Annotated in this window: 12 protein-coding genes; 10 read left to right on the forward strand and 2 right to left on the reverse strand. The window is 73.8% G+C overall.

Features of this window, described 5'->3' with window-relative positions:
* The first annotated feature begins 79 nt into the window (after window positions 1–79).
* The 7 genes from ACT3SP_RS02270 (at window position 80) to holA (ending at window position 9858) form a co-directional block, all read left to right on the forward strand.
* Window positions 80–1111, forward strand: coding sequence for a 3-oxoacyl-ACP synthase III (locus ACT3SP_RS02270; RefSeq protein ID WP_444585614.1), 1032 nt, complete (start codon window positions 80–82; stop codon window positions 1109–1111).
* 77 nt (window positions 1112–1188) lie between these two features.
* Window positions 1189–3822 (forward strand): alpha/beta fold hydrolase, encoded by a 2634-nt coding sequence (locus ACT3SP_RS02275; protein ID WP_444585916.1) that lies wholly within the window; start codon window positions 1189–1191, stop codon window positions 3820–3822.
* Window positions 3819–4811, forward strand: coding sequence for an NAD-dependent epimerase/dehydratase family protein (locus ACT3SP_RS02280; RefSeq protein ID WP_444585615.1), 993 nt, complete (start codon window positions 3819–3821; stop codon window positions 4809–4811). Before ACT3SP_RS02275 ends, ACT3SP_RS02280 begins: the two co-directional genes overlap by 4 nt.
* Window positions 4812–4844: 33 nt before the next feature.
* Complete coding sequence (locus ACT3SP_RS02285) at window positions 4845–5552, forward strand: vitamin K epoxide reductase family protein (RefSeq protein WP_444585616.1); 708 nt, start codon at window positions 4845–4847, stop codon at window positions 5550–5552.
* Between the two features lie 110 nt (window positions 5553–5662).
* Window positions 5663–6475, forward strand: coding sequence for a helix-hairpin-helix domain-containing protein (locus ACT3SP_RS02290; protein ID WP_444585617.1), 813 nt, complete (start codon window positions 5663–5665; stop codon window positions 6473–6475).
* Entirely contained in the window at window positions 6472–8835 is a 2364-nt protein-coding gene (locus ACT3SP_RS02295; RefSeq protein WP_444585618.1) for a ComEC/Rec2 family competence protein, read from the forward strand. Before ACT3SP_RS02290 ends, ACT3SP_RS02295 begins: the two co-directional genes overlap by 4 nt.
* A 36-nt stretch (window positions 8836–8871) precedes the next feature.
* Entirely contained in the window at window positions 8872–9858 is a 987-nt protein-coding gene (gene holA, locus ACT3SP_RS02300; RefSeq protein ID WP_444585619.1) for a DNA polymerase III subunit delta, read from the forward strand.
* 140 nt (window positions 9859–9998) lie between these two features.
* Here the strand turns inward: holA and rpsT are convergent, their stop codons facing one another.
* Complete coding sequence (gene rpsT / locus ACT3SP_RS02305; protein WP_444585620.1) at window positions 9999–10265, reverse strand: 30S ribosomal protein S20; 267 nt, start codon at window positions 10263–10265, stop codon at window positions 9999–10001.
* Between the two features lie 325 nt (window positions 10266–10590).
* Window positions 10591–11229 carry a type II toxin-antitoxin system PemK/MazF family toxin gene (locus ACT3SP_RS02310; protein ID WP_444585621.1) on the reverse strand — a complete coding sequence of 213 codons (639 nt, stop codon included), beginning with the start codon at window positions 11227–11229 and terminating at the stop codon, window positions 10591–10593.
* 52 nt (window positions 11230–11281) lie between these two features.
* Between ACT3SP_RS02310 and ACT3SP_RS02315 the strand changes: the two genes are divergently transcribed.
* The 3 genes from ACT3SP_RS02315 to ACT3SP_RS02325 are packed head-to-tail and all read left to right on the forward strand — an operon-like array spanning window position 11282 to window position 14574.
* The gene (locus tag ACT3SP_RS02315) at window positions 11282–13012 is read left to right on the forward strand and encodes a circularly permuted type 2 ATP-grasp protein (protein WP_444585622.1); all 1731 of its coding nucleotides are present in this window, start codon (window positions 11282–11284) and stop codon (window positions 13010–13012) included.
* Window positions 12999–13916, forward strand: coding sequence for an alpha-E domain-containing protein (locus ACT3SP_RS02320; RefSeq protein WP_444585623.1), 918 nt, complete (start codon window positions 12999–13001; stop codon window positions 13914–13916). Before ACT3SP_RS02315 ends, ACT3SP_RS02320 begins: the two co-directional genes overlap by 14 nt.
* A gap of 16 nt (window positions 13917–13932) precedes the next feature.
* Window positions 13933–14574, forward strand: a complete 642-nt coding sequence (locus ACT3SP_RS02325; protein WP_444585624.1) for a M23 family metallopeptidase — start codon at window positions 13933–13935, stop codon at window positions 14572–14574.
* Window positions 14575–14585: the final 11 nt, after the last annotated feature.

The raw sequence follows: 14585 nt of genomic DNA on the forward strand, positions 1-14585 counted from the left end.
GTGACAATGACGGATGCATGAGCAGAGCCGCGACGGCCTCCTGCATCGACGACACGGACTGACGAGGTAGCGCACGCAGATGGGGAACGGGAACACAGGGATCGTCCACAGGAACACCAGCCTGCTGGCGGTCGAGATGACCCTGCCGCAGGTCACCGTGACCTCCGACGAGATCGACGAGATGCTCGCCCCGGCCCGCAAGCGACTGCGCCTCCCCAAGGGCGTGCTGCAGCGGGTGGCCGGGGTGTACGAGCGCCGCTGGTGGCGCGATCGCGAGAACGGCTGGAAGCAGGGCGTGGTGCTCGCCGCCGAGCGCGCCATGGCCAAGGCCGGGATCATGCGCGACCAGGTGGGCCTGCTGATCAACGCGTCCGTCTCCCGCCAGCACCTCGAGCCGGCGGTCTCCACGGGCATCCACCACTCCCTGGGGATGCCCACCAGCTGCATGAACTTCGACATCACCAACGCCTGCCTCGGCTTCGTCAACGCGATGGCGATGGCCGCGGGCATGATCGACAGCGGCCAGATCAAGTACGCCGTGATCGTCGGCGCCGAGGACGTCGAAGAGGTCCAGCGCGGCACCATCTCGCGGATCAACGCGAAGAACTCCACCCGCGCGGACTTCAACAACCAGTTCGCCTCCCTGACCCTCGGCTCCGGTGCCGCCGCGGCCGTTCTCGGCCCCGCCGACGAGCATCCCGAGGGCCACCGCCTGACGGTCACCCAGGCCCGCGCCGGCACCGAGCACCACGAGCTGTGCGTCGCGGACATGCAGGACATGCGCACCGACTCCAACGGACTGCTCGAGAACGGCATCGGCCTGATCGTGGACACCTGGAAGGGGGCCAACGAGGCAGGGCTGGACTTCAAGAGCATCGACCACGTCATCCCGCACCAGGTCTCGATGGTCTACACCCGCAACTTCTCGAAGATCACCGGGGTGGGGATGGACCGGATCCCGGTCACCTTCCCGGACTGGGGGAACATCGCCGCCGAGGCGGTCCCGATGACCCTCGCCCACATCCAGGACGACGTGAAGCGCGGTGAGCGCGTGCTGCTGATGGGCGTCGGCTCCGGACTGAACACGGCGATGATGGAGGTCCAGTGGTGAGCACCACCCGCAGCCCGGGACGGCGACGCGCCGCGACCCCCGAGGAGCCCCAGCGCCCGACGCTCGAGCATCCGCAGATGCCGGGCGTGGACCCGCGCCTGCACCGCAGCCTCGAGGTGCGCGACCACACGGGCGAGCTGCGCCGCTGGCACCTGCTGGACTCCGGCCCGCTGCTCGCCGAGCAGGGGATCCGCCCCCGCGGCACCCTGCTGGCCGTCCACGGCAACCCCACCTCCTCCTTCCTGTTCCGCTCGCTGGTGCGCGCGGACATCCCCTGGCGCCTGATCGCGGTGGACCAGCTCGAGATGGGCTGGTCCGAGCGCACCGGCGTCACCCGCCGCTACCAGGACCGCGTCACCGACCTCTCCCTGCTCACGGACGCGCTGTCCCTGCGCGGGCCGGTGGTCACCGTCGGCCATGACTGGGGCGGTCTGATCTCGAGCGGGTGGGCGCTCGACAACCGTCACGACCTGGCCGGGATGATCCTCACCAACACCGGCGTGCACCAGCGGCTCGAGGAGGCGCTGCCGAAGGCGCTGCAGCTCGCGACCGCTCCGGGATTCCGCACCGCCTCGACCTCGGTGACCGACGCCTTCCTGCGCACCACTCTGGCGCTGTCCCGGCCCCCGCTGCCCGCCGAGGTGCAGGACGCCTATCTCGCGCCCTACCGCTCTCGTGCTCGGCGCCGCGGCATCGACCAGTTCGTCGCCGACATCCCCGCGCACGCCGACCACCCCTCCCGCGCCACGCTCGAACGGGTCGCCGAGGGCATCACCGAGCTGCACGTGCCCACCCTGTTCGCCTGGGGACCGCGGGACATCACCTTCTCCGACCGCTTCCTGCGCGATCTGATCGAGCGGGTCCCGCATGCGGACGTGCATCGCTTCGAGTCCGCGTCCCACCTGGTGTGGGAGGACGCCGACGTCGCGGGTCTGGTCGCCGACTGGCTCGAGACCACCTTCGGCACCGCCGAGGAGCCCCGCGACCACGCCCCGGACCGGCGCCCCGTCTCCGCCTTCGCGGAGCAGGCCCCCGAGCGGCCCATCGGCGCGCGCATCACCGAGCTCGCCGAGGACCCGCACCACGCCCACCGCTCCGCCGTCGTCGAGCTCGGCGGCGAGGACGGCGAGGGGCGCGAGATCTCCTGGTCGCTGCTGAGCCGCCGGATCGACGACATCGCCGCCGGGCTGCTCGCCCACGGCGTGAGGCCCGGCGACCGGGTGAGCCTGCTGATCACCCCCGGCGCGGACCTCACCGGCGTGCTCTACGCCTGCTTCCGCATCGGGGCCGTGGCCGTGGTGGCCGATGCGGGGCTCGGCGTGCAGGGCCTGACCCGCGCCGTGATCGGCTCCCACCCGGACTGGTTCATCGGCATCAAGCGCGCCCTCGTGGGCGCCCGGGCGCTGGGCTGGCCGGGCCGGCGGCTCTCGGTCGAGCAGCTGCCCACCGTGGACCGCGCCGCGCTCGGCGTGGAGACCTCGATCGCGGAGCTCGCCCGCTCCGGGTCGCTGATGCGGGACCTGGGCGCGCCGCTGGACGCCCCCTGGCCCGCGCCCGACGCCGACGCCGCGATCCTGTTCACCTCCGGCTCCACCGGACCCGCCAAGGGGGCGGTGCTGACCCATCGCCAGCTCGGCGCGATGTTCGACGCGGTCGGGGACACCCTGCAGCTGGCCCCCGAGCGCGGACTGGTGGCGGGGTTCGCGACCTTCGCGCTGCTGGGCCCGGCGCTCGGCGCGCCGACCGTGGTGCCCGACATGGACATCACCCGTCCCGGCGAGCTGACCGCCCCGGCGCTCGCCGCCGCCATCGCCGCCCTCGGCCGACCCGCGGTGTTCACCGCCCCGGCCGCGCTGCGCAACATCATCGACACCGCCGACCAGCTGGACGACGCGGGCCGCGCCGCGATGGCCCGCGCGGCCAGCTTCTTCTCCGCCGGCGCCCCGATCCCCGCGCACCTGCTGCGGGAGCTGCGCGCCCTGATGCCGCAGGCGCGGACGCTGACGCCCTACGGCATGACCGAGTGCCTGGCCGTGGCCGCCATCGACCTCGAGGGCATCGAGGAGGCGGGCGAGGGATCGGGCGTGTGCGTGGGCCGTCCCGTGCCGCGCGTCGAGATCGCGATCGCGGTCATGGACCCGCAGGGACGCACCACCGGGGAGATCACCCGCGACGCCGACGTGACCGGCGAGATCCTGGTGCGGGCCCCGCACGTGCGCGACCGGTACCTCATGCTCTGGGGCACCACCCGGACGTCCATGCGCTTCGAGGGCTGGCACGCCACCGGCGACGTCGGCCATCTCGACCCCGCCGGCCGACTGTGGGTCGAGGGCCGCGCGGCGCACGTCCTCGCGACGGCCGACGGTCTCCTCACCCCCGTCCGTGTCGAGGAGGCCGCGGAGTCCGTGCCCACGGTGCGGCGCGCCGGCGCCGCCGTCGTCGGCCCCCGCGGCACCCAGCAGGTGGTCGTGATCCTCGAGACCGAGGACGGCTACCGCCCCGGGAAGCCCGGCAGGCCGCGCCCCGCCGACCCCTCCCTGCAGGAGGCCGTGCGCCGCGCCGTGCGCGAGCGCTGCGGCACCGAGGTGGTGGCGGTGTTCACCACCCGCTCCCTGCCCACCGACATCCGCCACAACTCCAAGATCGATCGGGCGGCCCTGTCGCGCTGGTCCGAGCAGACCCTGCGCGGAGAACGGGCGGACGCCCTGTGAGCGCGTCGACCGTGCTGGTCACCGGTGCCTCCGGGATGCTCGGCGGGGCGGTCGCCACGGCCCTGCGCGATCGCGGGGCGACCGTGCGCGCCTTCCAGCGCCGTCCCGCCGGGATCGACGGCGTCGAGGACGTCACCGGCTCCCTCACCGAGGCGGCGGACGTGCAGCGAGCGGTCCGCGGTGCCGACGCCGTCGTCCACCTGGCGGCGAAGGTGTCGATCTCCGGCCCGGAGAGCGAGTACCGCGCCATCAACATCGAGGGCACCCGTCATGTGCTCGACGCGCTGCGGGCGAACGGGGGAGGGGCGCTGGTGAACATCTCCTCGCCCTCGGTGGCGCACCTCGGGCGCGCGATCGTGGGCGCCGACGCCACCGCCGCCGACCCGACGAAGGCCCGCGGACCCTACGCGCGCACCAAGGCCGCCGCCGAGCTGCTGGCGATGGAGGCCGACGGCGCCGACGACCTGCTGGTCACCTCGATCCGTCCCCATGTCGTGTGGGGACCGGGGGACACCCAGCTGGTGGGCCGCATCGTCGATCGCGCCCGCAGCGGCCGGCTGCCGCTGCTGGACGACGGGATGGCGCTGATCGACACCACCTATGTCACCAACGCCGCGGACGCCATCGTCGCCGCCCACGACCGCATCGAGGAGGTCCACGGGGAGAGCTTCGTGGTCTCCAACGGCGAGCCGCGCACGGTCCGTGACGTCTTCGCCGGCTGGTGCGAGGCGGCCGGGGTCCCGGCGCCGACGCTGCGCGTCCCCGGTGCCGCCGCCCGCTTCGCCGGGCGGGTCATCGAGCGGGTGTGGGAGAGGCGACCCGGCCACGACGAACCGCCGATGACCGAGTTCCTCGCCGAGCAGATGTCCACCGCGCACTGGTTCGACCAGCGTCGCACTCGCGAACGCCTGCGCTGGAGCCCGCGCGTGAGCCTCGACGAGGGCAATGCGCACCTCGCCGCGTGGTTCCGCGAGCACCCCGTCGTCTGACCGCCAGCCCTCGTCACAGGAGCACCGTCCACGATGACCGAGCACAGCACCCCCGAGACCGCAGGCGCCGCCGAGACCGCAGGCACCGCCGAGGACGAGGCGTCCCTGCGGGCCGAGATCGATGCGGAGCTCGCCGCGGAGCGCGCCGCCCGGCAGCGCGCGCCGCAGCGGCTCACCGGGCTGGTGCTGCTGATCGGCGGCCTGGTGGGATGGATCTCCGCTCTCGAGCTGCAGGTCGGCAAGGAGTTCCTGCTCCAGAACCCCGGCGCGAGCCTCTCGTGCGACGTGAACCCCTTCATCTCCTGCGGCAGCGTGATGATGACCTGGCAGTCCGCGGCGCTGGGGATCCCGAACATGGCGATCGGACTGGGCGGGTTCGCGATCATGGGCGCGACCGGTGCGCTGATGGCCACCGGCGCGGTCCTGCCCGCCTGGTATCGCTGGGCCCGGCTCGGCGGGATGAGCTTCGCCTTCGGCTACGTGCACTTCCTGGCGATCTCCGCGATCTTCGCGATCCGGGCCCTGTGCCCCTGGTGCATGGTCGTCTGGGCGGTCACGGCCCCCATGTTCTTCGCGACCCTCGCCCGCACGATCGAGAGCGGTGATCTGCGCCTCCCGTCGCCCCTGGCGAGCGTGCTGCGCCGCTGGGTGGTGCTGACCCTGCTGTGGTACCTGCTCGTCGTGGTGGTGATCGCGGCGGTGTTCTGGCGCCAGTGGCTGGCGGTGCTCGGGATCGCCTGAGGCCCCTCGCACGCTCCGCGATGGACGACCTCTCCTCCACAGCTCCGCGCCGTCCCCAATCTGCCGTGCGACGGTGAGCGGAACGCTCCCGCGCGCCTAGGTTCGAGGGCATGGGAGCACAGGAGCGGTCCACGAGGGGTCGCGCCGGGAGGCACCGCCGCACCGGCCGGGCCCTCATCGAGCGCCGGGACCACACCGAGGGGGACTCGACGAGGCGCCGATCCCTGCCGGCGCCCTCGCCGTCCGCACTGATCGGCCTCGCCGTGCTCGTGCTCATCGGTCTCGGAGCCGTCCACCTCTCCGGCTCCGGCACCGCGGTCCCGCTCGAGGCCGAGCCGGTCCAGGAGGAGCCTGCCGCGACGGTCCCTGCCGCCACGGCGACGGACGCGACGGCGCCGGACGACGCCCCGGAGCGCGAGGCGGAGCCGGCCGCCTCGGCGACGCCGCAGGAGGTGGTCGTCCACGTCTCCGGCGCGGTCGCCGCCGCCGGGGTGGTGCGCCTCCCCGCCGGTTCCCGCGTCGACGACGCGCTGGAGGCCGTCGGCGGGCCGACGCAGGAGGCGGACCTCACCGCCGTGAACCTCGCCCGTCCCCTCGCCGACGGAGAGCAGATCCACGTGCCCGTCCCCGGGGAGGCGCCGCCGCCCCTCGCCGGCCCGGACGCCGGCGAGGAGGCCGCACCGGGTTCCGCGGAGGGCGGCGCGTCCGGGGACGGCCAGGGCGACCGGGCCGGCACGATCGATCTGAACGCCGCGAGCGCCGCCGAGCTCGAGGAGCTGCCGGGCGTGGGACCCGCGATCGCGCAGCGCATCGTCGAGCACCGCGAGCGGAACGGTCCCTTCACCGCGGTCGAGGGACTGCTGGAGGTCTCGGGCATCGGCCCCGCCACCCTCGAGAAGATGCGCGATCGGGCGACCGTATGACGCGCTCCGACCTGCGTCTGCTGCCCGGCGCCACCTGCCTCTGGGCGCTCGCGGTGCTCGGGATCACCGCGGGCGCCGCGGCGGCCGTGGCCGCCGCTGCCCTGCTGGTCGCACTGGCCCTGACCGCCCTCACCCTGGTGGGCCGCACCCCCATGGCCCGCGCCCTCTCCGCGCATCTCGGCATCGTGGTGCTCGCCGGGGCGCTGCTCGTCCCGGCGCTGCAGCGCCACGGCGCCGCCGAGGAGCAGCTCGCCGACGCCGCCTCGCGCGGTCTCACCGTCGAGCTGACCGTCGTCGCCGCGGCGGACCCGTCCGCGCCGCGCGGCGGACCCGCATGGGCGCGCGACGGGGTGCAGCTGCGCGCCCGCACCGTGGCCGGTCCGGCGCGGATCGGGCGCGGGCAGGTCGCCCTGCCCGCCTCCGTGCCGGTGCTGGTGCGCGCCTCCGACGGGAGCATCGAGGAGCTGTCGCGCGTGAGAGACGGGGACCACGTCCGGGTGCGCGGCGCGGTGGCCACGAGCGGCTCGCTGGTGGTGCTGCGCGCCCGGGAGGTCCGGGCCGTGGCCCGCTCCGGCGCGGCCGGCGCGGCTCAGGACGCTCGCCATGCCCTGCGGCAGCAGGCGCGGGAGGCGACCGCGCACCTGCCCGACGACGAGGCGGCGCTGGTGCGCGGCATGACCACGGGCGACACGCTGGGGATGGGGGAGCGGACGGAGGAGATCATGCGGCGCGCCGGCATCTCCCACCTGGTCGCCGTCTCCGGCGCGAATATCGCCATGGTCCTCGGCGCGGTGCTGATCCCGCTGCTGCTGCTCGGCGTGCGCCGCCGCCCGCGACTCGTCGCGGCCGCGCTCGTGATGACCGGATATCTGTGGCTGGTCGGCGACGAGCCGAGCGTCCAGCGTGCCGCCACCATGGCCGCGCCCCTGCTCGCCGCCCGCTTCGCCGGGGTGCGCGCCTCCCCGGTCGCAGCCCTCGCCCTCACCGTCGCGCTGTGGTCCGTGCTCGACCCGGTCACCGCCGCGTCCGTCGGCTTCCTGCTCTCGGCGCTCGCGACCGCCGCCATCCTGATCGCCTCCCCGCCGCTGGCCACCGCGATCACCGAGCTGAGCGGGGGAAGGCTCGGGCGCACCGCGGCCCTCGTGCTCGCCGTCCCCCTGGTCGCGCAGCTCGCCTGCAATCCGGTGCTGATCCTGCTCACCCCCGAGGTGTCGATCTGGGCGGTGCCGGTGAACATGGCGGTCGCCCCGCTGGTGGGCCCTTCCACCGTGATCGGCCTGGCCGCCCTGGTCCTCGGGGCGGTGTGGTCCCCTGCCGCCACGGCGCTGTACACGATCGCGTCGGGCGGCGCCCACCTGATCCTGCTGATCGCCCGGACCGCCGACGCCCTGCCGGGCTCCCGCATCGCCGTTCCCGAGGGCGCCCCCGGCGCGCTGGCCGCGATCCTCGTGCTGCTCATCGCTGCGCTCGCCCTGGTGGGCCGGCGCCGGCGCCCGGTCCGCTGGGCGGTCGCCGTGCTCCTGGTCGTGGCGCTCGCCCCGGGAATCGGCCGTCAGCTGCCCCACGGCGGGCCACCGCCCTGGACCGTCGCGCTGTGCGCCGTCGGCCAGGGGGACGCGATGCTGCTGCGCCCCGCCGGATCGGCGCGCGAGCGGCCCACCGTGCTGGTGGACACCGGTCCCGATCCCTCCGCGCTGCGCGGATGCCTGGACCGGCTCCAGGTGCGCCGCATCGATCTGCTCGTGCTCACCCACCCGCACGCCGACCACACCGGGGGACGGGAGGCGCTCGACGGCGCGCTCGCCCCGCAGGAGCAGTGGATCTGTCCGCTGCCCGAGGCGGCGGCGCAGGTGGTCCCGCAGACCCCGGTGGTCGCCGCGGTGACCGGACAGCAGTGGCGCCGCCCCGGCGTGGCGCTGCGGGTGCTGTGGCCCGGCTCGGCCGAGGACGCCCGACGGGCGAGCGCCGCCGAGAAGGGCTCGGGGGAGGGGGACGCCGCGAACGACTGCTCGCTCGTGCTCGAGGTGCTCTGGGAGGACGGCACGCGCCTGATCGCGCTGGGCGATCTCGAACCCTCCGCGCAGCGGGAGCTCGCGTCCCAGGACCCGGGCCCCGCGGACATCGTGAAGGTCGCACATCACGGCTCCCGGTTCCAGCACGCCCCGCTCTACGAGCAGCTCGACGCGGACCTCGCCCTGGTGCCCGTGGGCCGCGAGAACAGCTTCGGCCATCCCACGGGGGAAGCGCTCGCGCTGCTGCACGGCACCGGCGCCCAGGTGGTGCGCACCGATGAGCACGGCACCGTGGTGCTGCCCGCCGCACCGGACGCGCCGCCCCGGAGCGTCGGTCCGGCCCGATAGGATCGACCAGTCCCCTGAGCAGTGAAGGAGCCCGCCGTGAGCGATGTCGAGTGGCACAGCGTCGCCCTCGCACCGATCGTGCTGGTCCACGGCACCGAGACCCTGATCGCCGACAGGGCGGTGCAGCGACTGCGCGCCCTGGCGCGCGAGGCGGATCCCACGGTCGCCCTGCACGAGCTCTCCGGCGACGCCGCGGGGCCCGGAGCGCTCGCCCAGGTCGCGAGCCCGTCCCTGTTCGGCGAGCCGCGCCTCGTGGTGGTGCCCGAGCTGCAGTCGGCTCCGGACGCCCTGGTGCTCGAGCTGCTCGACTACGTGGGCTCTCCCGCACCCGACGTGACCCTCGTGCTGGTCCACCGCGGGGGCAACCGCGGCAAGAAGCTGCTGGACGCGCTCAAGAAGGCCGGAGTGCCGCGGGTCGACGCCGCCCCCGTCAAGCGGGCCGGGGACAAGCAGACCTTCGTCGCTGCCGAGTTCGCCCGCGCCCAGCGCCGCATCCAGCCCGAGGCGCTGGTGGCCCTGGTCGACGCCTTCGGCACCGATCTCGCCGAGCTCGCTGCCATCAGTCGGCAGCTGATCGAGGACACCACCCCCGATCCGGGCGAGCAGCCCGCCCAGGTCACGGTCTCGGACGTGCACGCCCTGACCGCCGGCCGCGTCGAATCCACCGCCTTCGCCGTCGCGGACGCCGCCATCGCCGGCCGTGAGCAGGAGGCGCTGCAGCTGCTCCAGCAGGCCCAGCTCTCCGGCGCCGACCCGGTGCCGATCGTCGCCGCGATCGCCTCCAAGACGAGGTCGCTGGCCAAGGTCACCGTGCCCGGGGCGAGCGCCCGCACCCTCGGCATGCCCGACTGGATGCTGCGCAACCTCTCCCGGGAGGCGCGGAGCTGGAGCGACCGCTCCCTGGCGCGTGCCCTGGAGGCCGTGGCCCGGGCGGACCACGAGGTCAAGGGCGCCGGGAGGGATCCGCAGTGGTCGGTGCTGCGGATGGTGATGGAGATCTGCCGCGCCCGCCGCGCCCGCTGAGCGCGACCCGCCCGGTCGCACTGCAGTCGTGGGATCGCGGGATCGCGCACCTGCGGCGACGGCCTCCGCAGACGCAGGAGCGCCCGGTGCGGACCGTTCCGTACCGGGCGCTCCCGGGAGGGCAGCTCAGCTGCCGGAGATCACTTCGAGACGCCCTCGACCAGCTTCGCGAGACCGGACTTGCGGTTCGCGGCCTGGTTCTGGTGGATGACGCCCTTGGAGACGGCCTTGTCGAGCTTGCGGGAGGCGCTCTTGAGCGCCTCGCCCGCCGCGTCGGCGTCGCCGGACGAGACGGCGGCCTTCACCTTGCGGGTGTAGGTCTTGAGCTCGGACTTGACGGCACGATTGCGCAGGCGCGCCTTCTCGTTCGTCGTGTTCCGCTTGATCTGGGACTTGATGTTTGCCACGAAGACTCTTCTCTTGTGCTGCTGCGGTGGATCATCCGAGACGGCCGAGGAACGGAGCCGACGGGGACGGCGGTGGGGATTCGCCTGGAGACGTCGGTCCCGGGTCGCTGCCACGGGTACTCGCCCGGGTCGCACGAGACGTCATCCCTGACACGGCGGAATCACGTCATGCGCACACCGAACGGTATGTCACACATACGGTGCCAGACCTTACCAGAGCCACGGTGCCGAGGAGCAGCCGGTGTGCGGCGTGTCTCGTCGGTGTCCGGCCAGGTCATCCCCGTCCGGCCAGGTCATGCCCGTCCGGCACCGTGCCCGTGCGAGCTCAGCGGCCGTGGACCTCCTGCACGGCGGCGGCGACCCGCTGGTACCGGTCGAGGTCCAGGCGGCCGCCCTCCCGCCGCACAGCGCGCGGGGCCAGGCGCAGCAGCCGATCGGCCCGGACCTCCGAGGGGCGGCCCTGACGGTCCCAGTCGCCGGTGCCGATGTCGACCCAGGTCGCCCCGTGCTCATCGGTGCTCACCCCGCCCTCCTCGGTGCGATCGCGCGAGGTGAGCATGAGCGCGACCAGCACCTGCCCCGAGCCGTCGGCGCCGCCCGCGGAGGCGTCCTCCTCGGCGATCACCAGCACGGGGCGGTCCTTGCCGCGCGAGAGGTCCTCCTCGAAGGGCACCCAGGCCCACACCACCTCGCCCGGATCCGGGCGGTCGTCCTCGTGCGGGGAATAGTCCAGGCGCAGGGGCGCGGGACCGGTGCGGTCGGCGAGCGCCGCGGTCCCGTCCCCGGTCCGGGTTCCGTTCCCGGTGGCACCGCCCCCGGTGCCGGGCGCGTCGGCCGGCTCGGGGCCGCGTCGCTGCCGAGCGCTGCGCACGGCGGCCCGGCTCAGGTCCCGGGCCCCGCGGCGGACCGCAGGACTGCGGGCGGCGGAGCGGAGGGCGGAGCTCAGACGGGACACCAGGGACATGGTTCTCGCTTCCTGGGCGGAGGAGCCGCACGGGATCGGGGACGATGTGAGAATGGTAGGCATGTCTGCCTCCTCCTCGCTGTTCCGCAGCGCCCGGACCGGTGCCGGCGGTGACGAGATGTTCACTCCCGACGGGACCGTGCGCCCCACCTATGCCGCGCTGCACGACGCCCTGTCCGGACTCGGCCTCGAGGAGTTCCGCTCCCGCTCCGACTCCCTCGCCCGCAGCTACCTCGACCAGGGCATCACCTTCGACTACGCCGGGGAGGAGCGCCCCTTCCCGATCGATGCGATCCCGCGGGTGATCGCCGCCGAGGAGTGGGGCCGCGTCTCCGCCGGGATCGGCCAGCGCGTGCGCGCCCTCGAGCGCTTCCTCGACGACCTCTACAACGACCAGCAGGCGATCGCCGACGGCGTGATCCCCGAGGAGCTGGTCACCTCCTCGACCTACGTGGTCGACGCGATGCGCGGCTACACGCCCCCCAACGGCGTCCGCATCCACATCTCCGGCATCGACCTGGTGCGCGACGGGGAGGGCGAGTTCCGGGTCCTCGAGGACAACGTGCGCACCCCGAGCGGGGTGAGCTACGTGCTCTCCAACCGGCGCGCCATGGCGCAGGGCTTCCCCGAGCTGTTCGCCGCCCGGCCCGTGCGCCGGGTGGGGGAGTACCCCGGCCGGCTGCTCGCGGCGCTGCAGGCCGCCGCCCCGGACACCGCCGGCGAGGAGGCCACCGTCGTGGTCCTCACCCCCGGCCGCTACAACAGCGCGTACTTCGAGCACTCGCTGCTGGCCCGCACCATGGGCGTGGACCTCGTCGAGGCCTCCGACCTCGTCGAGCGCAACGAGCGCATCTACATGCGCACCACCGCCGGACTGCGCCGCGTGGACGTGATCTACAAGCGCACCGACGACGACTTCATCGACCCCGAGGTGTTCCGCCCCGACTCGATGCTGGGGGTGCCGGGCCTGGTGCGCTCCGTGCTGGCCGGGAACGTGGTGGTCGCCAACGGGATCGGCAACGGCATCGGGGACGACAAGCTCACCTACACCTACGTCCCCGATCTGATCCGCTACTACCTCTCCGAGGAGCCGATCCTTCCGAACGTGGACACCTGGCGGCTCGAGGAGCCCGACTCCCTCGTCGAGGTGCTCGACCGGCTCGAGGAGCTGGTGGTCAAGCCCGTGGACGGCTCGGGCGGCAAGGGCATCGTCATCGGCCCCGCCGCGAGCACCGAGGAGCTGGAGGCGCTGCGCGCACGGCTGCTGACCGATCCGCGCGGCTGGATCGCCCAGCCGGTGGTGCAGCTGTCCACCATCCCCACCCTGGTCGAGGAGGGACCCGAGCCGCGGCATGTCGACCTGCGTCCCTTCGCCCTGAACAGCGGAGACGACGTGTGGGTGCTGCCCGGCGGACTCACCCGGGTGGCGCTGCCGCGGGGCGAGATGATCGTGAACTCCTCCCGCGGCGGCGGTTCCAAGGACACCTGGGTGTTCGCCGCGGACCGTGCAGCAGGCCCGTCGGACGCGCTCTCCGGGAGCCAGGAGCGCACGGACGAGGGCATCGAGGACCCGACCGACGAGGCGTACGAGGAGTTCGACGACCTCCGCGAGGAGCACGTCGAGGAGCGCGCGGAGGAGCCCGATCCGGTGACCTCCGCGATCCCGATCATCGACGTCGAGACGGACATCAACACCGACGACGCCTCCGACGCCGAGAACGGGGCGGACGCCCGCACCGCCCAGGACCGCACCGACGAGGAGGCCTCCCATGATGCTCAGTAGGATCGCCGACTCGATGTTCTGGATCGGCCGGTACGTCGAGCGGGCCGACCAGACCGCCCGCATCCTCGACGTGTCGCTGCAGTCGATCACCGAGGACGCCTCCCTCGACGAGGGCGAGGCCTGCGCCGGGGTGTACCAGATCTTCGGCGTGGACGGGCTCGAGGAGTCCGACCGCTCCGTCCAGCGGGTGCTGGACCGTCTGGTGACCGACCGCCAGAACCCCTCGTCGGTCGCCGGGGCGCTGCTGACCGCGCGGGAGAACGCGCGGGGAGTGCGCGAGGCGCTGTCCACCGAGGTGTGGGAGTCGCTGAACACCACCAGCCTGGGCCTGCCGCGCGGGGTGCGCCCCTCCCGCATGCACGGCGCCTTCCAGTTCGCCAAGGACCGCTGCGCCGTCGTCGGCGGGCTCATCGACTCCTCGATGACCCGCGACGAGGCCTGGCTGTTCCTGCGCATCGGCCAGCTGCTCGAACGGGTCGACATGCTCGCACGGAACCTCCAGGCGCACGACCTCGAGGACTCCTCGGACGCCTCGACCGTCATGCTGCTGCGCTCCTGCAGCGCGCACGAAGCATATATTCGCTCCTACCGGGGACGGGTCCGCGCCGCCCGTGCCATCGAGTTCCTGCTGCTGGACTCGATCTTCCCGCGCTCGGCCGCGCACTGCCTCAGCGAGATCGACGAGGCCCTGGACACGCTGGCGAAGCTGCACGGCAACAGCTTCGACCGCCTCGGCACCGCGGAGCCGAGCCGCCGCATCATCGGCCGCGCCCTGGCGAGCCTGCGCTTCCGGCAGCTCGACGACATCGTCGAGGACTTCGACGACGAGATGGAGCAGCTGCAGATGGTCACCGGCGCCGTCACCCGCGCGCTCGGCTCGACCTACTTCCACCCCGCGGCCTGAGCCGGGGCGCGGTGAGATGACGGCCCCGCTCCGACTTCGCAGCCCGCTGCGCGGCCGGTCGCAGGTCCGGAACAGCCCGGCCGACCGCGTCCCCAGCCACGGCACCGATCTCGGCGCCTCGTCCCACGCGATCGACCTCGTGCCGGTCGACGACGAAGGGCGCAGCGGCCGATACACCCTCATCTCTCTGCTGCGCCCCGAGCCTGCGGATGCCTTCGCGGGATTCGGTCGCGACGTGCTCGCGCCGATCGCGGGCGTCGTGCGGTCCGTGCACGACGGCGAGGACGACCATCCCGCCCGGCGAGGGCTGCCCTCGGTCGGCTACGCGCTCACCCAGGCGCAGCGGCTGCGCGAGGGATGGCCGGCCCTCGCGGGCAACCACGTGATCCTGGAGACGCAGCACGAAGGCGGCGCGGCATTCGTGGCGCTGTGCCACCTGCAGCGGGGGAGCATCACCGCGCGGGAGGGGGAGCAGGTCTCCGCCGGCGAGCAGATCGCGCGCTGCGGCAACTCCGGCAACAGCACGGAGCCCCACGTCCATCTGCAGGCGATGGACGCCCCGGACCCGGCGCGCGCCCGGGCGGTGCCGATCTGGTTCCCCGGCGGGGTGCCCCGCAACGGCGAGCTGCTGGAGGGCTCCGGGCCCGACCCGCTGTGACGTCGGCCCGT

Origin of the sequence: Brachybacterium sp. AOP43-C2-M15, assembly GCF_052446295.1 — a bacterium.
Classification (GTDB): Bacteria; Actinomycetota; Actinomycetes; order Actinomycetales; family Dermabacteraceae; genus Brachybacterium.

Bases quoted from the DNA above. Each gene is read 5' to 3' on its own strand.
- ACT3SP_RS02270 (WP_444585614.1), top strand. From the start codon at position 80: ATGGGGAACGGGAACACAGGGATCGTCCACAGGAACACCAGCCTGCTG.
- ACT3SP_RS02275 (WP_444585916.1), top strand. From the start codon at position 1,189: ATGCCGGGCGTGGACCCGCGCCTGCACCGCAGCCTCGAGGTGCGCGAC.
- ACT3SP_RS02285 (WP_444585616.1), top strand. From the start codon at position 4,845: ATGACCGAGCACAGCACCCCCGAGACCGCAGGCGCCGCCGAGACCGCA.
- ACT3SP_RS02290 (WP_444585617.1), top strand. From the start codon at position 5,663: ATGGGAGCACAGGAGCGGTCCACGAGGGGTCGCGCCGGGAGGCACCGC.
- ACT3SP_RS02295 (WP_444585618.1), top strand. From the start codon at position 6,472: ATGACGCGCTCCGACCTGCGTCTGCTGCCCGGCGCCACCTGCCTCTGG.
- ACT3SP_RS02310 (WP_444585621.1), bottom strand. From the start codon at position 11,229: ATGTCCCTGGTGTCCCGTCTGAGCTCCGCCCTCCGCTCCGCCGCCCGC.
- ACT3SP_RS02315 (WP_444585622.1), top strand. From the start codon at position 11,282: ATGGTAGGCATGTCTGCCTCCTCCTCGCTGTTCCGCAGCGCCCGGACC.
- ACT3SP_RS02320 (WP_444585623.1), top strand. From the start codon at position 12,999: ATGATGCTCAGTAGGATCGCCGACTCGATGTTCTGGATCGGCCGGTAC.
- ACT3SP_RS02325 (WP_444585624.1), top strand. From the start codon at position 13,933: ATGACGGCCCCGCTCCGACTTCGCAGCCCGCTGCGCGGCCGGTCGCAG.